This window comes from Streptomyces sp. NPDC002809, from assembly GCF_040295435.1.
Lineage (GTDB): Bacteria > Actinomycetota > Actinomycetes > Streptomycetales > Streptomycetaceae > Streptomyces.
In genome coordinates, this window is record NZ_JBEOVJ010000016.1 from 66,054 (window position 1) to 81,851 (window position 15,798).

Annotated in this window: 13 protein-coding genes; 8 read left to right on the top strand and 5 right to left on the bottom strand. The window is 69.4% G+C overall.

Going from position 1 to position 15,798, the window contains the following annotated elements:
- Nucleotides 1-165: 165 nt before the first annotated feature.
- Nucleotides 166-1,650, bottom strand: coding sequence for an SDR family NAD(P)-dependent oxidoreductase (locus ABT025_RS13160; RefSeq protein ID WP_350993173.1), 1,485 nt, complete (start codon nucleotides 1,648-1,650; stop codon nucleotides 166-168).
- A 372-nt stretch (nucleotides 1,651-2,022) separates the two neighbouring features.
- On the opposite strand from ABT025_RS13160, the gene ABT025_RS13165 reads away from it, so the two are divergent.
- The 6 genes from ABT025_RS13165 to ABT025_RS13190 all read left to right on the top strand — a co-directional run bounded on the left by ABT025_RS13165 (nucleotide 2,023) and on the right by ABT025_RS13190 (nucleotide 7,156).
- A complete protein-coding gene (locus ABT025_RS13165) occupies nucleotides 2,023-2,913 on the top strand; it encodes an RNA polymerase sigma factor SigF (RefSeq protein WP_350993175.1) in 891 nt (296 codons plus the stop codon).
- A 28-nt stretch (nucleotides 2,914-2,941) separates the two neighbouring features.
- The gene (locus tag ABT025_RS13170; protein WP_350993177.1) at nucleotides 2,942-3,148 is read left to right on the top strand and encodes a hypothetical protein; all 207 of its coding nucleotides are present in this window, start codon (nucleotides 2,942-2,944) and stop codon (nucleotides 3,146-3,148) included.
- Between the two features lie 129 nt (nucleotides 3,149-3,277).
- Nucleotides 3,278-4,540 carry a PP2C family protein-serine/threonine phosphatase gene (locus ABT025_RS13175; RefSeq protein WP_502971935.1) on the top strand — a complete coding sequence of 421 codons (1,263 nt, stop codon included), beginning with the start codon at nucleotides 3,278-3,280 and terminating at the stop codon, nucleotides 4,538-4,540.
- Complete coding sequence (locus ABT025_RS13180) at nucleotides 4,537-6,159, top strand: sensor histidine kinase (protein WP_350993179.1); 1,623 nt, start codon at nucleotides 4,537-4,539, stop codon at nucleotides 6,157-6,159. Before ABT025_RS13175 ends, ABT025_RS13180 begins: the two co-directional genes overlap by 4 nt.
- The gene (locus ABT025_RS13185; protein ID WP_350993180.1) at nucleotides 6,156-6,599 is read left to right on the top strand and encodes a response regulator; all 444 of its coding nucleotides are present in this window, start codon (nucleotides 6,156-6,158) and stop codon (nucleotides 6,597-6,599) included. The genes ABT025_RS13180 and ABT025_RS13185 overlap by 4 nt, the downstream gene beginning before the upstream one ends.
- 101 nt (nucleotides 6,600-6,700) lie before the next feature.
- Complete coding sequence (locus ABT025_RS13190; RefSeq protein WP_350993182.1) at nucleotides 6,701-7,156, top strand: ATP-binding protein; 456 nt, start codon at nucleotides 6,701-6,703, stop codon at nucleotides 7,154-7,156.
- Nucleotides 7,157-7,185: 29 nt separating this feature from the next.
- Here ABT025_RS13190 and ABT025_RS13195 read toward each other — a convergent pair whose 3' ends face one another.
- A complete protein-coding gene (locus ABT025_RS13195; RefSeq protein WP_350993184.1) occupies nucleotides 7,186-8,361 on the bottom strand; it encodes a PP2C family protein-serine/threonine phosphatase in 1,176 nt (391 codons plus the stop codon).
- Nucleotides 8,362-8,441: 80 nt separating this feature from the next.
- Here ABT025_RS13195 and ABT025_RS13200 point away from each other — a divergent pair, with 80 nt between their 5' ends.
- Nucleotides 8,442-8,954, top strand: a complete 513-nt coding sequence (locus tag ABT025_RS13200; RefSeq protein WP_350993186.1) for a MarR family winged helix-turn-helix transcriptional regulator — start codon at nucleotides 8,442-8,444, stop codon at nucleotides 8,952-8,954.
- A 248-nt stretch (nucleotides 8,955-9,202) separates the two neighbouring features.
- Nucleotides 9,203-9,535 carry an STAS domain-containing protein gene (locus tag ABT025_RS13205; protein ID WP_350993188.1) on the top strand — a complete coding sequence of 111 codons (333 nt, stop codon included), beginning with the start codon at nucleotides 9,203-9,205 and terminating at the stop codon, nucleotides 9,533-9,535.
- 72 nt (nucleotides 9,536-9,607) lie between these two features.
- Here the strand turns inward: ABT025_RS13205 and ABT025_RS13210 are convergent, their stop codons facing one another.
- From ABT025_RS13210 to ABT025_RS13220, 3 genes are all read right to left on the bottom strand, one after another.
- Nucleotides 9,608-11,959 carry a GH92 family glycosyl hydrolase gene (locus ABT025_RS13210; protein ID WP_350993190.1) on the bottom strand — a complete coding sequence of 784 codons (2,352 nt, stop codon included), beginning with the start codon at nucleotides 11,957-11,959 and terminating at the stop codon, nucleotides 9,608-9,610.
- 128 nt (nucleotides 11,960-12,087) lie between these two features.
- Nucleotides 12,088-14,694 carry a PA14 domain-containing protein gene (locus ABT025_RS13215; RefSeq protein ID WP_350993192.1) on the bottom strand — a complete coding sequence of 869 codons (2,607 nt, stop codon included), beginning with the start codon at nucleotides 14,692-14,694 and terminating at the stop codon, nucleotides 12,088-12,090.
- 406 nt (nucleotides 14,695-15,100) lie between these two features.
- On the bottom strand, nucleotides 15,101-15,748 hold the full coding sequence (locus ABT025_RS13220; RefSeq protein WP_350993194.1) for a GAP family protein: 648 nt from the start codon (nucleotides 15,746-15,748) through the stop codon (nucleotides 15,101-15,103).
- Nucleotides 15,749-15,798: the final 50 nt, after the last annotated feature.

A 15,798-nucleotide genomic window follows, 5' to 3' on the forward strand; every position in this document is an offset into this window, starting at 1 on the left:
AGAAACCTTCGTGGATCCCTTGATGACGTCCGTTGCCCTCAGCGTAACCAAATGAGCGCGCCCATGCTCGATGGACTGTGTGCCTTGGCTCACTTTCAGCCACCAGCCATGGAAAAGACCCGGCCCGGGAAGGTTCCCGGACCGGGTCTGCGACCACCGGACGTGCTACCAGTTGGCGGGGGCGTAGTCCTTGAGGAAGCAGCCGTACATCGCCTCACCCGCCTCACCGCGGACGATCGGGTCGTAGACGCGGGCAGCTCCGTCGACCAGGTCCAGCGGGGCGTGGAAGCCTTCCTCGGCGAGCCGCATCTTGTCCGGGTGCGGGCGCTCGTCGGTGATCCAGCCGGTGTCGACGGCGGTCATCAGGATGCCGTCCTTCTCGAACATCTCCTGGGCGCTGGTGCGGGTCAGCATGTTCAGCGCGGCCTTCGCCATGTTGGTGTGCGGGTGGCCCGCGCCCTTGTAGCCACGGCCGAACACACCTTCCATCGCGGATACGTTGACCACGTAGGAGTGCTTGGCGGCGGTCGCGGCCATCGCCGGGCGGAGCCGGCTGATCAGGATGAACGGTGCGGTGGAGTTGCAGAGCTGGACTTCCAGCAGCTCGATCGGCTCGACCTCGTCGACCGTCTGGATCCAGCTGTTGGTGTGGTGCAGATCCGGGACGAGTCCGCCCGCATCGATCGCGGTGCCTGCGGCGATTCGCGCCGGCGACGCCGATCCGGTCACCAGGGCGAGCTCGGTGACGTCCTGCGCGCTCAGCCCCTCCTTGCGGGCGGCGGGCAGGGCGGCCACGCGGTCGACGGTGCCGCTGCCGAAGGTGCCGATCACCTCGGCGGCCGGCAGTTCACCCGCGGGCAGCGGGGCGGACTCGGCACCGAGCAGTTCGCTGTACGCCTGCGGGGAACGGCGGACCGTCTGCGCGGCGTTGTTGATCAGGATGTCCAGCGGCCCCTCGGCGGCCACCGATTCGGTGAGGGCGACGACCTGGGCCGGGTCGCGCAGATCGATGCCGACGATCTTCAGACGGTGGATCCACTCGTCGCTGTCCGGCATGGCCTTGAAGCGACGGATCGCGTCGTTGGGGAAGCGGGTGGTGATCGTGGTGTGCGCGCCGTCGCGCAGCAGCCGCAGCGCGATGTACATCCCGATCTTGGCGCGCCCACCGGTGAGCAGCGCCCGGCGGCCGGTGAGGTCGGTGCGGGCGTCGCGCCGGGCGCGGTTCTCGCGGGCGCAGTCCTGGCAGAGCTGGTGGTAGAAGGCGTCGACCTCGACGTACCGCGTCTTGCAGATGTAGCAGGACCTGGGCCGCTGAAGGACCCCCGCGATCTCGGATGCGGCGGAGGACGAGGGGAGAACGCCCTGGGTCTCGTCGTCGATGCGTTCGGCCGAGCCCGTCGCGGTGGCCTCGGTCACGGCCTTGTCGTGCGCCGTTTTCGCGGCGCGGCGCTCCTGGCGGCGCCGCTGCTTCACGGTGCGGTAGACGCCGGCGGTGGCGCGGCGCACCGCGATGGCGTCCGGGTGGTCGACGTCGATGGAGTCGAGCTCGTCGAGCACACTCAGGCAGACGGCCAGCCGCTGCGGGTCGATACCGGGACCGAACTCCTCGATACCGGGCGCGAGCTCCGGGCTGTCCTCTGTCACCGTCATTGCCGTTCCTCTGTTGCTTGTGCCGCCGGATTCTCTCGGCGGACCGTGGCGCGCCGCCGAGCCGGGCTCACGAGGACTGCCGTCCACGGGACTGAGGCCCGGCCGCGGGCTTCTGCGCAAAGCCGCCGCACTGCGGGCCGAACGCCCTCGTCAAGTCTGCCATGCCCCGGGTGCTGCTCCATTCGGGTGCGGGAGCGGCTTCACCCCCGACGGGCTCTCCGCCGCGACGGGCTCTCCGCCGCGACGGCCGCCGAAAGAATTCGCGCCCGTTCTGCATGACCTCGCCGATACCGGGCACACGAGGCCCAACGCACTTGGCAACACACGGGCACACGGAGCCCAACGCACTTGGCAACATGGAGGGGCGACATCATGACGTGCACGACGGAGCAGACCGGCACCATCCTCGGTGGCACGCGCAAGCTGCCCGGGCAGGACGATGCGGGAGCTTCGGAGCTGCCGTGGATCGAGGACACCGGCAAGGTGGCCCCGAAGGACGCCCGTGCCCTGTCGAAGGTGTTCCTGGACCGTCTTCAGGTCCTCGAAGAGGGCACGCACGAGTACCAGTACGCGCGCAACACCCTCATCGAGATGAACCTCACGCTGGTCCGGTTCGCCGCCGCGCGGTTCCGCAACCGTGGTGGCGACGACACCGAGGACATCATCCAGGTGGGCACCATCGGGCTGATCAAGGCCATCGACCGGTTCGACCTCTCGCGCGAGGTCGAGTTCGCCACCTTCGCCGTCCCCTACATCGTCGGGGAGATCAAGCGCTTCTTCCGGGACACCACCTGGGCGGTCCATGTGCCGCGACGGCTCCAGGAGCTGCGGGTCGAACTCGCCAAGGCCAAGGAACAGCTCGCCGCGGACCTGGACCGTGACCCGACGGTCAAGGAGCTCGCCGACCACCTCGGCCTTCCCGAGGAAGAGATCATCGAGGGGCTCGTCGCGGCCAACGGTTATTCGGCGGGGTCCCTGGACACGCCCTCGGCCGAGACCGACTCCGGCAACGACCAGCGGTCCATCGCCGACGTGATCGGCGAGGCCGATCCGGGGATGGACACCGTCGAGAACCTCCACACGCTGGCGCCGCTGCTGGAACAGCTCGACGACCGCGAGCGCAGGATCGTGCAGATGCGCTTCGGTCAGGAGATGACGCAGTCCCAGATCGGTGCCGAGCTCGGGGTGTCGCAGATGCACGTCTCCCGGCTGATCGCGCGCATCGTCAAGCAGCTGCGGGCAGGGATGTCCGTCGAGGCGTGACCTCCGGCACGTGAGAGCATCCCGTCCCATGGATCTCTCCCCACTGGAACTGGCCGTGCACCGGCTTCGTGACGCCGAGGCGGCAGCCGACGCCTCCCGCGCGGACGTAGAACTGGAAGCGGTGCTCGCGGTCCGCGCGGGCGCTGACATCGACGCGGTTTCCGGGCTCGCCGGCATTGCCCCGCACGATCTGCTCAGGCTGGAGAAGCTCACCGGCGACATCCCCCCGAGCTGAACCACCGTGGCCCGAACCCCCTTCGGCGGCTGGACGACGCCCGCCCCGACCGCAGAGCGGCGGGCGTTGTTCACATATGCTGCGGGGCGAAGACTGGCGGCCCGCTCGGGCGCGACGAGAGGGTGAACCGTGGCTGAGATGCGTACCGGCTCCCACACCCGGCAGCCGGTCCCGGCGGCGTTTCCCGTGCAGGCCGGCTCGGTACCGGGTGAACGGCCTTCCGTCTGGGACGTCGACGCAGCCATCCTCCTGGTCGAGGACGACGCCGGCGACGCTCTGCTGGTCGAGGAGATGCTCGCCGACGGCGAACTGGACTCCGCGCTCACCTGGTGCAAGACACTGACCGAGGCGCTGACCTTCCTGAGCCGCCGCCGGACACCCGTCTGCGTACTGCTGGACCTGCACCTTCCCGATGTGCACGGACTGAGTGCCGTGAAACGGATCCTGGAGACCACCCCGGACGCCGCCATCGTGGTGCTGACCGGCCTGGCGGAGGCCGAGGCGGGGCTCGACGCGGTGGCCACGGGTGCGCAGGACTATCTCGTCAAGGGGCGGATCGACCCGCAGGCGTTGTCGCGCGCGGTCCGCTACGCCCTCCAGCGCAAGCACGTCGAGCGGGCCGCGGCCGCCCTTCGCTCCACTCAGCTGATGGCCCAGGAGAACGCGCGCCTCGAACGAGGACTGCTGCCCGTCCCGCTGCTGAACGACGACTCCTTCGAGGCCGTCGCCCGTTACGAGCCGGGCCGTGCCCACGGTCTGCTCAGCGGCGACTTCTACGACGTGGTCCAGAGAGCCGACGGTACGGTGCACGCCGTGATCGGCGACGTGTCCGGGCACGGTGCGGCGGAGGCCGCGCTCGGGGTCTGCCTGCGGGTGGCCTGGCGCACCGCGGTCCTGTGCGGCACCGACCAGCTCGAACAGCTCGCACTGCTCGAGGAGATGCTCGTCGCCGAGCGTTCGGACCCCCATGTCTTCGCGACCGTCACCTCGCTCGTCTTTCCGCCCGGCGGGGACCACGTCCGCATCGTCAGGGCGGGACACCCGGGGCTCCTGCTGCGCCACGGCACGGACATCGACTGGGTGGAGCCCGAGGGCGGGATCGCGCTCGGGCTGCTGCCGGGCCACGGACAGTGGGTCTCGACCGAGCACGCGCTGGCGTCCGGCGCCGGACTCGTACTCTTCACCGACGGGCTGTTCGAAGGCCGTACCGGGCCGGACACCCGGCTGGGCGAGGAAGGACTGCTGGCCATGGCCCGCGACCGGGCGACGCTGCCGGCCCGGCCGTTCGTCGACGCGCTGGTCGCAGGCGCCTCCGAGGGGGCTGCCCCCTACGGCGGCCTCGCCGACGATGTGGCCGTGCTGCATCTCGCCTGGAAAAAGGACAGCTCATGAGCAGTGACTCACCGGACGACACCCCGCAGCGGCCGGGACGGCTGGCGCGGCTTTCGGTCCAGAACTGGGTCCATCTGATCCTGGCCTGCTTCGTCCTGGTCGTGTGCGGCTGCCTGGTGGCCGGCGGACTCGTCCTGGCCCGAATATCCGACCGGACCACCGAGCTGGTCGACCGCATCCAGCCGGCCCGCTCGGCCTCCTTCCAACTGCAGAACGCGCTGCTCGACCAGGAGACCGGGGTCCGTGGCTACGCCCTCACCGGCGACCCCTCCTTCCTCCAGCCGTACGCGAGCGGGAAGCGCGACGAGCGGCAGCGCATGGCACGGGTCCGCGCCGCCATGGGTGACGGCGAGCCGTACACCCACGATCTGGACCGGATCGCCGCCGCCTCGGCACAGTGGCGCAAGGAGCATGCCGAACCGCTGATCGCCGCCGTCCGGCGTGACGGCCCTGAGGGCCGGTCGTCCGCCAGGACTGCCGGGAGCAAGGCCGCCTTCGACAGACTCCGGCAGCTCTACACCGTGCAGCAGTCCCATCTCGACACCGCCAGGGACCACGCGCGCGCCCAGCTCGACGACGCACGTGCCACACGCGACAAGACGCTGATCTCACTGGTGGCCTGTTTCGTCGTGTGCGTGATCGCCCTCAGCCTGCTGCTGCACCGGGTGGTGGGACGGCCACTCAAGGCCCTGGCCGAGGCCTCCCGCCAGGTGCGGTCCGGCACCTTCCGGCGACGGATCCAGGTGCGTGGGCCGTCCGACGTACGGGCCGTGGCCGCCGCCGTCGAGGACATGCGGTGCCGGCTGGTCGAGGAGCTCGACGCCTCCCAGGAGCGCGAGGAGCTGCTGGCACAGCAGACGGAGGAGCTCCGCCGCTCCAACTCCGAGCTGGAACAGTTCGCCTACGTCGCCTCGCACGACCTCCAGGAACCGCTGCGGAAGGTCGCGTCGTTCTGCCAACTGCTGGACAAGCGGTACGGGAGCGAGCTGGACGCGCGCGGCAAGCAGTACATCGACTTCGCGGTCGACGGCGCCAAGCGAATGCAGGTGCTCATCAACGACCTGCTCACCTTCTCCCGGGTCGGCCGGGTCCATGACAGCTGGAGCACCGTCGACCTCGACCGCGCGCTGGACCGTGGCCTGGCAAATCTGGCACTCGTCATCGAGGAGTCGGAAACCACGATCGTGCGTGCGGACCCGCTGCCCGAGGTGAACGGCGACGCGACGACGCTCGCGATGATCTGGCAGAACCTGATCGGGAACGCGGTGAAGTTCCGGCGCCCGGACGAGCCGTGCGTCATCACGGTCGGCTGTGTGCGGGAGGAGGACGTCTGGCACTTCACCGTGACGGACAACGGCATCGGGATCGCTCCCGAGTTCGCCGAGAAGGTCTTCGTCATCTTCCAGCGTCTGCACGCCCGCGACGAGTACGACGGAACGGGCATCGGACTCGCCCTCTGCCGCAAAATCATCGAGTTCCACGGCGGCCGGATCTGGCTCGACCGCGAACCCCGCCAGGGCACTCGCATCCACTTCTGCCTGCCCGCCGACGCCGACACCTCCCCGGCAGCGGCCGAGGAAACGGCCGGCCCCGACGAGACCAATGGAGACACCGCGTGACCAACCCCGTACAGCCCATCGAGGTCCTTCTCGTCGAGGACGACCCCGGCGACGAGCTCATGACGCGTGAGGCGTTCGAGGACAACAAGATCCGCAACACCCTCCATGTGGTCCGCGACGGGCAGGAAGCGCTCGACTTCCTCTACCGCCGCGGCACCTATGGTGACGCCCCGCGTCCCGACCTGATCCTGCTCGACCTGAACCTGCCCAAGTACGACGGGCGCCAGGTGCTGGAGCAGATCAAGCAGGACCCCGAGCTCTCGCTCATTCCCGTGGTCGTGCTGACCACGTCCTCCGCCGAGGAGGACATCCTGCGCAGCTACAAACTGCATGCGAACGCCTACGTCACGAAGCCGGTCGACCTCGACCAGTTCATCGCGGCGGTCCGCCAGATCGACGAGTTCTTCGTGACCGTGGTGCGGCTTCCCGGACGGGCGTAATATCTGCTGACATCACTCGTGAGTGGGATCTCCCGGCGCGGGTACACGATCAGCGAGAAGAGAGGTCCACGGCCTCCCCCGCTGCGCCCTGGCTGGAGCACATGAACGAACAGGCCATCTCCCGGCCGGACGACTCCCCGAAGAGTTCTCCGCCCACGGAGGCACTGCACAGCGCCGAGGTCTTCGACGGCGAACCGGGGTGCATCTCCCAGGCACGCGCGCTGGCCGACCGCTTTCTCGCGCGGCTCGTGGCTGAATGGACAGCCGTACTCGGCACTCACACCCGCAACGATCTGATGCTCGCCGTGAGCGAGCTGGTCACCAATGCCGACCGCTACAGCCACGGTCCCTACCTGCTGGAACTCGAAGGCACCGCCGAGCGCATCAGCGTCACGGTGTACGACAGCAGCAGCGCGCTCCCGGTCTTCTACGCCCCCGACCCGAGCCGGCTCGGCGGCCACGGCATGGAGATCGTCGTGGCCCTGTGCGACCGCCTGACGGCCGAGCGGGTGCCGGTCGGCAAGCGCATCCGTGCCGAGTTCATGCTCAGCAGCTGACCGGCTCCGGCGGCGCACGGGCCGCGGGATCAGCCGTCACGCCCCTGTCTGCCGAACCAGTCGATGCAGACGACCAGAGCATCATCGAGCGTTTCCGCGTCGCGGTAGTCCGCGAGTTCACGCAGGACGGCGCCCGGGACCGACGCTGCGGGCAGCAGCCGCGTCGCAAGGATCGCCCTGGCCAGGCCACGCTCCACGTACGCCTCGCCGAGAGGTGACACGGTGTCGTACACCCCGTCGCTGACGAGCAGCAGCCGGTCGCCGGGGAGTGCCCGGAGGTTCTGGACCACGTACTGCGACTCCTCGAACATGCCGAGCGGCAGCTGGGCGTCCAGTTCCATCCGGGCGACCGTCCGGCCGCGCAGCCGCCACAGCTGCGGGGAGCCCGCGTCCACTGCGCCGACCGTTCCGGTGTCGAGGTCGAAGCGGAGCAGCAGGGTCGACACATGTGCGCTGCCGCGGTGCTGCTCATACAGCGCCTGGTCGGCGAGGGCGGCTTGGTCCTCGATGCCGATGCCGGCCCTTCTGGCGTTGCGCAACGCGTTCACCGCGAGGTTGGTGAGCAAGGAGGCCTGGATGCCCTCGCCCTGGCCGTTGGTCACGGAGACAGTCAGCTGGTCACCGTCTGCGGCCCAGTCGAAATTGTCCCCGTGGACGGCGTAGGCGGGTTCCAGCTGCGCGCCGATCGCGTACTCGGCCGCGGTGAAGGACCTGGCAGGGAGCAGTTGCCACTGCATCTCAGCGGCGAGCGTGAGCCGGGTGATGCGGCGGGCCCGCTGGTAGTGGTCGGTGCCCCGTTCCGCCACTACGATCTCGTGTCCCAGGAGGTCGGCCACCTGGGCCAGCTCGTCCATGGCCTGCGGGGTGGCCCCGTCCGCCGGGAGGCGGACGCTGAGGACTCCGAGGCGCTCACCGCGCACCGTCACGGGAAAGTGATGGTCGGCCTGGTCGCCGTGGTCGGCCGGCTCCTCGTGCGGACGCTGGCTGCCGAAGGCACGGCCCTGCGGGCTGTTGTGCATCGACACAGCACGTTCGTGCCCCGGTGCGGTGCCGACCGGCTTGAGCACGGTCATCCCGTAGTCAGCCAGCAGCAGCTCGACGGACCGCGCGTCGTACGCGGTGGCGAGTGCGTCGCGCACCGTCTCCACCAGGGCGTGCGGCGTGGCGGCGCGCACGGCTCGTTCGATTTCGGTACGGGCGTTCACGGTCTTCCGCTCATTCTTCGCCGGGTGACAGGGGTGGGGCCGGGCTGACAGGAGGCCGCTCCGGATGACAGAGTGGATGGATGCCCCACCGCACCGGCCTTCCTCACCGTCTCGAGCGGGTCTCCGAGGATGTCTGCGCCGCCTCCGAACTGCTGGAGGTGCTGTGGGGGCGCGGTCAGGAGGCCGCGCCTCCCGGCACGGTCTCGCCCTCGCAGCTGCGGGCCCTGCTCGTGATCGAGAGGCAGGAGGGCAGCAACCTCCGCTCGCTCGGTGAGGCGCTCGGTTCGCGCGCCCCGTCGGTGAGCAGGCTCTGCGACCGGATGGAGGCCATGGGCCTCGTCCAGCGGGATCCCAGCCCGACCAGCCGCCGCGAGGTCGAGCTCCGGCTGACCGTGCGGGGCCGCGCCCTTCTGGAGGAGTGCCGGGCGATCCGCACGCGCGAGCTCTCCGCCGTGCTGGAGCAGATGAAACCCGCCGAGGTGGCGGCGCTCGCCGAAGGACTGGCCGCCTTCCACTCGGCCGCGTCGCAGCGTCTCGCTGCCGGCCGGAGCCCGGCCGACCGGCTCCGCGACGACATCGCGGACAGCGCCTAGCTTCATCGAGCCCCTGCTTCCGCGTACTGAGGCACTCCTCGAGGGGGTGCGTACGTTGATCATTGGGTACAGATTGTTACCCACCGAAGAATGTTGTCAAATGGCAACTGTTACTTCTATCGTTGGCCGACACCCGCCGCGAGCAGGGACGGACTTGCACCGGACCGTCCACACCAACCGGCTTCATCCCCCGCCGTCCAGTGCATCACGAGGTGACCGTGCTTCCATCCCCCAGCGCCGGCAGAGCCATGAGAATCGTCCCACGCCAGGACCCCGGAGCGCTGGTCCTCGCCGTGACGGGCGACCTCGACATCGACAACGTCGCCCCGCTCGGCGCCGCGCTGGAGAGCGCGGCATCGAACGGCGGTGAACCGGTCGTCGTCGACCTCTCCGAAGTGAGTTTCGCGGACTCGACGACGGTGAACGTGCTTCTTCAGGGCCAGACCCTGCTGGGCCCCCGACTGCGGCTCGCCGCGCCGTCCCCGTTCATGGAACGGCTCATCGGAGTGCTCGGCCTCGACAGCGCCCTTCCGGTCTTCCCGACCGTAGCCGAGGCGATCGACCCGCCGCCGCCCGCCTGAGGCCACGGCATGTGAGCGCCCCTTCCCTCTTCGGACGAGGGAAGGGGCGCTCACATGCGGTGCGGTGCCGGGTCAGCCCAGCGCGGGCGGAGCGTCCTCGGGCGAGGTGCCCCAGGCCGACGGCTCGCTGCCCACCGTGAAAGAGAGCGAGCGGCCCGAGCGGATGTCGTCCGTCGTGAGGTACGTGCGCGACTGCTGCGCACCGTCGAGCCGGGCCGACTGGATGTACCGGTCGGTGTCCGAGGCCCCGGGCGCGCTCACGGTGAGCGATCCGTGCGGGTAGTACCGGCGGTCGAGCTCGATGTCGACGCGCTCGAAGGCCGGCGTGGACAGACCCCAGGTGTCGGTGCCCGGCTGGACCGGGAAGACACCGATCGAGGAGAGGACCATCCAGGCGGACATGGTGCCCAGGTCGTCATTGCCCGTCATGCCGGTCGGCCCGTTGGTGAAGAGCGTCAGGGCTGCGTGGACCACATCGGTCGTCTTCCACGGCTGGCCGGTGGAGAGATAGGTGTACGGGGCGATGAGGTCGGGCTCGTTCTGCGGGTTGTACTTGTCGGCGTTGTAGTACGCGTACGGGCCGTTGACCCACACCTCGCGCGCGGTCTTCGCCGGGTCGGCGAGGAGCTTGTCGTAAGCGAAGAAGGAGTCGAGGCGCTGGTTGGCGGCATCCTTGCCGCCGATCAGGCCGACCATGCCCGGGATGTCCTGCGGCACCATCCACTGGTACTGCCAGGACGTGCCCTCGTGGAAGCCCTCGCTCTGCGCCGGGTCGACGGGGCCGGTGAAGGCACCGGAGGCGTCGCGGGCACGGAAGAAGCCGGTGGAAGGGTCGAATATCTTCCGGTAGTTCTGGGCGCGGGCGTCGTAGCGTGCGGCGTCGGCGTCGTGGCCGAGGTCGCGGGCCATCTCGGCGAGCATGCCGTCGGACAGGGCGTACTCCAGGGTGGCGGAGGCGCCGTGGTCGTAGTCGGAGTCGCCGGGCTTGGCGTGCGGACGGTCCTTGATGTACGGGGCGTAGCCGTCCTTCAGGTACTCGACGTTGGCCTCGCGGCCCACCGGTGCGGAGTCCGTGGCGGGCACCCCGTCGGCGTTCTTCTTCAGGGCGCGGAACGCCTCCTCCTCATACCCCTTCAGCAGACCCTGCTGGTAGGCGTTGGTGAGGAAGGGGGTGACCGGGTCGCCGGTCATGATGTTCGTCTCGACGGTGCCGTAGCCCCACTTGGGCAGCCAGCCGCTCTCGGCGTCGATCCGCAGGACGGATATCGCCATGTCGCGGGACTCGCGCGGGGCGAGCAGCGAGAGGAGCTGGGCCTGGGTGCGGTACGTGTCCCAGAGCGACCAGTTCTGGTAGTAGGTGAAGTTCTTCGCGCGGTGCTTCTTCTGGTCCCAGCCGGTGTAGCGGCCGTCGACGTCGCTGCCGACGTTGGGCGCGAGGAAGGAGCGGTAGAGCGAGGAGTAGAAGGTGCGGCGCAGTTCGTCGCTTCCGCCCTGGGCCTTCACGCCTTCGAGGCGGTCCTCCCAGCTGCGCTGCGCGGCGCGCTCGACGCGGTCGAAGCTGCGGCCGCCCTCGGCGCGGAGGTTGAGCGCGGCGCCCTTGGCGTCGACGTAGCTCAGCGAGGTGGTGGCCTCGACCGTGCGGTCCTTGGTGGTGTCGAAGCGCAGCCAGGCACCGTTGCGGGCGTCGGTGGCCGAGGACCGCTTCGAACCCTCGGTGACGGTGTCGCCGTTCCACGTACCGGACGTGGTGAACGGCCGGTCGAAGTGGGTGACGGTGTAGACCGTGTACGGCTTGGTGTCCTGGCAGAATCCGCTGCCGGTGATCGCGGTCCGCACGGTGTGGTCGTCCAGGATCTCGACCTTGGACGAGAGCGTCCTGTGCAGCGACTGGCCCGCGTTGAGCAGGACGTTGGCCTTCTCGGTGGCCGGGAAGGTGTAGCGCTGGACGCCGGTGCGCTGCGTCGCGGTCAGTTCGGCCTCGATGCCGGTCCTGAGCCCGACCTTGTAGTAGCCGGGGCTCGCCTTCTCGTCGTCGTGGCTGAACTCGGCCGCGTACTTCGCGTAGTCGGTCTCGGTGACGTCACCGGTGGTGGGCAGGGTCGGCAGGTCGCCGCCCAGGCCGCAGCCGACGCCGGAGAGATGGACCGAGGAGAAGCCGCGGATGTGGTTCTCGCCGTAGTCGTAGCCGGTGTTGTGACCGGTGTCCGGGGAGAGCTGCACCATGCCGAAGGGCACGGAGGCGCCGGGGTAGGTGTTGCCCTCGTTCTGGGTGCCGATGAACGGGTTGACCAGGTCGGTCAGCCGGCCGTCGGTCCGGGGCGCGGCCTGGGCCGTGGCCCCGGTGGTGAGGACACCGCCCAGAAGCGCGACGGCGGCGAGTGCGGCCGCGGGGCCGCGCAGGCGTGGCCGTGGGGTCCGGTGCATGGGGATACTCCTTCGGACAACGTTGTCAGAGCGCGATCATTCTTGGTTCCCCGTTGATCCGCGTCAAGGGGTCGGACGGTGCCGCTCCGGTCCGCCCGCTGCGGGGCGGACCGGAGCGGCACGCAAGGTCATGCGGCGGGGCAGCCCGCCACGACCGGCTTCGACGCGTCGCGGATCAGCGCCTGTTGAGCGTCGTGGACCCGCTTCACATCGGGCTTGACGACCCTGCGGTCGTAGGTGAACAGACCGTTCAGCTCGCCTTCCACGTCGGAGATCTGTGTGTACACGGCGCCGTTGCCGCCCTTGCAGGCCAGCGCGTGGACCTCGTCGAGCTTGGTGAGGTAGTCGTCGGTGTAGGTGGCCGGGTCGACCGCGATGTACGACTGCTGCACGGCCCAGGCGTGGCCCGGCACCGCCAGGCCGAGTCCGCCGTACTCGCCGCTGATCAGGGCCCGTCGACCGTCCGGCTTCGGCAGCGCGGGGCTCGGGTAGCCGTGCTCGTCGATGATGTCCCCGGTGCCGCCGTCGACGCCGAGGTTGATGCCGGACATGCTGTTGACCAGGCGTGTCGGGTCCCACGCCTTGGCCTGGTCGGCGATCCGGGCCTCGTCGTACTGGCCCCAGCCCTCGTTGAAGGTGACCCACATGACGACGGACGGGTGGCTGGAGTGTTCGTCGATCATCTCCTTCATCTCGTGCTCGTACTCGGCACGCGCGGCGGCCGACGGGTTGACGGTGTTCATCGCCGGCATGTCCTGCCAGACCATCAGACCCAGCTTGTCCGCCCAGTAGAACCAGCGGTCGGGCTCGACCTTGATGTGCTTGCGGACCGAGTTGAAGCCCAGCGCCTTGTGCATCTTCAGGTCGTACGCGAGCGCCTCGTCGGTGGGTGCGGTGTGCAGCCCGTCCGGCCAGAAACCCTGGTCGAGGGTGGCCATCAGGAAGACCGGCTTGCCGTTGAGAACGGTGCGCGGGGTGCCGTTCACCTTCTCGACGGCGATGGACCGCATCCCGAAGTAGCTGCCGACCCGGTCGGACCCGACGGTGACCTTCAGCTGGTAGAGGTGCGGATCGTCGGCGGACCACAGGTGCGGGTCCGGGACGGGCACCGTCAGCGCCGATCCGGTCCGGCCGGTGGCGGTAGCGACCTTGCGCCTCCCGTCGTACGCGGTCGCCGTGACCGGGACCCCGTCCCGTACCCCGCGCACCTCGACGGCGACGCTCTCGCCCGGGACGTCCGGGGTGAGCTTCAGGGAGTCCGCGTGGTCGGCCGCGACCGGCTCCATCCAGACGGTCTGCCAGATGCCGGAGGACGGGGTGTACCAGATGCCGCTCGGGTCCAGGCGCTGCTTGCCCATCGGCGGGTTCTCGCCGTCCGCGGCGTCGGTCGGGTCGTAGACGCCGACGATCAGTTCCTGGGTGCGGCCGGGTTCCAGCGCGTCGGTGACATCGGCGCCGAACTTGTCGTAGCCGCCCTTGTGTTCGGCGACCTTGTGGCCGTTGACGTACACCTCGGACTGCCAGTCCACGGCCCCGAAGTTCAGCTGGAGACGCTTGCCCGAGCCCACCTTCCAGTCCTTCGGGACGGTGAAGGTCCGGCGGTACCACATGCGGTCCTCGTGCCGTTCGATCCCGGAGAGCTGCGACTCGACCGGGTACGGGACGAGGATCTTCTCGCCGAGCTTCCTGCCCACCGGCGGCTGCTCCCCCGCCCTCGCCGCGGCGAACTCCCAGGAACCGTTGAGGTTCTGCCAGTTGTCACGGGTGAGCTGGGGACGCGGATACTCGGGCAGGGCGTTCTTCGGCCCGACCTCGTCGGCCCACTTCGTGCGGAGCTGGTACATGGAGTGGTTGGGCCCGCTGGACCAGAAGGCACCGACCGCCTTGCCGTCCTCGCCGGACAGTGCGCCGTCCCCGTCGTAGCGGATGTCGGCCAGGCCCGTGGCGTCACCGGCCTTGTTCCCGACGACCGGCTCCTTGAGGGCGACGGTCAGACTCCGCGGGTCGGCCGGGTCGGCCTTGACCGCCCCGAGCGGCCACTCGGCCCCGCCGATCACGACGTCCAGGTGGTTCACCAGACCGGCCGGCAGGGCGCCCAGCTTCTGTGCGAAGTCGAGCTTGAGGGTGCGGCCGTCGGCGAGCACGGTGGCACCTACGGCCCCGTCGTACGCGAAGTCGTCGGGCAGCCGGAAGGCCGACTGCGGTACCGGCACCTTCGTGCCGCCCGGTTCGGTCCACTTGAGATGGAGGTTGGAGCCTCCCTGGTGCTCGAAGAACTCCACCTTGAAGTCGTAGGCGGTACCGGCGGTCAACTCGACGGGCTGGGAGGTCTGTTCCCGTTCCCAGTCGTCGACCCAGTGGTCGATGACCGGCTTCCCGTCGATCCAGAGGCGGAAGCCGTTGTCCCCGATCATGGAGAACGTATGAGCGCCGGACTTCTCCGGCACGATCTTCCCGGTCCACCGGATGCTGGCGTCGTCCGCCTGTCCGGTGGCCGAGGTCAGCCGCGACTCCAGGGTCGGGAAGTCGATGGAGGGATCGAATCCGGTGGCCTTGAGCTCCCCGAAGTCGAAGGCGCCCGGGGCGGACTGGGTGTAGTACTCCCCCTTCAGCCCCTGCACTTCGGCGGAGCCTCCGGACTGCTGCCCGGCCGCCGACGCGGCGGGTACGGCGGACAGTCCGGCGGCGCCGACAGCGCCTGCCAGGAACAGAATCAGTCTCTTGTCGATGCGCACGGATCCTCCTTGGTGAGGAAGGGTGGCGACTCGTTGCCACACGATGTACAACGTTGGAAGGATTGGCCGTTGGCATGACAGCACGCCGCGTGTGGCGCTGTCCAGGTCCATGACAAGCCCAGGTGGGGAGCGGAGGAACACCGGAAGAGCCCACGTCAGAGCCCCTGGCACCACGGCGCGGACCCCAACGCCGCGCCGCGTTCCGGCATGCCCGGCGGGACGTTGTGCATGCCGTGGAACACGGCGCGCACGACGGGGAATCGGGGCACGGATCAGGCGCGCACGACGGAGGGCGAGATCACGGATCAGGCGTGCCCGGCCGGGAGTCCGCGCACCGATCAGGCACGCACGACGGAGAACGAGATCATGGATCGGGCATGCTCGGCCGGACGTAGGGAAACGTGGATCAGACGAGCTGGTAAATGCTCTTCGCGACCAGCCACACTCCGACCAGCAGGGACAACGTGACGATCACCTGATCCTGATGACTCTCGGTCCAGTCGCGCAACGCACCGAGCTTCGCGCGGGACTTCGCGGGCCGGAACGTCGTGTACAACTCCATCGCGATCAGGCCGGAGGTGGCGAGCAGGCAGAAGGCCATCAGCGCCACGTACGAGCCGAGCGAGGACAGATGCGCCTGGACGACCGTGGCGGCGCCCGCGGCGACCAGACCCCAGGGCTGCAGAATGACGCCCAGCCCCGCGGCGGTCCATCCGGAGGCGCTGTCCAGCCTCCCCAGCCACTTGGGGGTCGCGTGCGGCCGCCCGCTGCCGCTCCGGCGCCGTTTCGACTCCGCGTAGACCACCATTCCGATACCCAGCGCCAGTTTGAGCGCCAGGGCGACCGTGGAGGGCGCGCTTCGGGGAGCCGGCGGCTTGCCACCGGTCAGCAGAATCACCACGGCGAGCACCAGGACCAGACAGCCGAGCCACGCCAGGATGAAAGCCAGTCCCTTCCGGACACCGCGGGGCGCGGAGAGCAGCAGGATGAACGCGCTGTTGTGCAGAGGGCCCACATTGATGGCGAGGCCGATGACGACGAGGTCAAGAACCATGCGTGGCGCCGATCGTCCTGCGGATGCGGGCGGGCCGCCCTGCACCGAGC

Excerpts from the sequence above, each read along its gene's own strand:
- ABT025_RS13160 (WP_350993173.1), bottom strand. The coding sequence starts at position 1,650 with ATGACGGTGACAGAGGACAGCCCGGAGCTCGCGCCCGGTATCGAGGAG.
- ABT025_RS13165 (WP_350993175.1), top strand. The coding sequence starts at position 2,023 with ATGACGTGCACGACGGAGCAGACCGGCACCATCCTCGGTGGCACGCGC.
- ABT025_RS13170 (WP_350993177.1), top strand. The coding sequence starts at position 2,942 with ATGGATCTCTCCCCACTGGAACTGGCCGTGCACCGGCTTCGTGACGCC.
- ABT025_RS13180 (WP_350993179.1), top strand. The coding sequence starts at position 4,537 with ATGAGCAGTGACTCACCGGACGACACCCCGCAGCGGCCGGGACGGCTG.
- ABT025_RS13190 (WP_350993182.1), top strand. The coding sequence starts at position 6,701 with ATGAACGAACAGGCCATCTCCCGGCCGGACGACTCCCCGAAGAGTTCT.
- ABT025_RS13200 (WP_350993186.1), top strand. The coding sequence starts at position 8,442 with ATGCCCCACCGCACCGGCCTTCCTCACCGTCTCGAGCGGGTCTCCGAG.
- ABT025_RS13205 (WP_350993188.1), top strand. The coding sequence starts at position 9,203 with ATGAGAATCGTCCCACGCCAGGACCCCGGAGCGCTGGTCCTCGCCGTG.
- ABT025_RS13210 (WP_350993190.1), bottom strand. The coding sequence starts at position 11,959 with ATGCACCGGACCCCACGGCCACGCCTGCGCGGCCCCGCGGCCGCACTC.
- ABT025_RS13220 (WP_350993194.1), bottom strand. The coding sequence starts at position 15,748 with ATGGTTCTTGACCTCGTCGTCATCGGCCTCGCCATCAATGTGGGCCCT.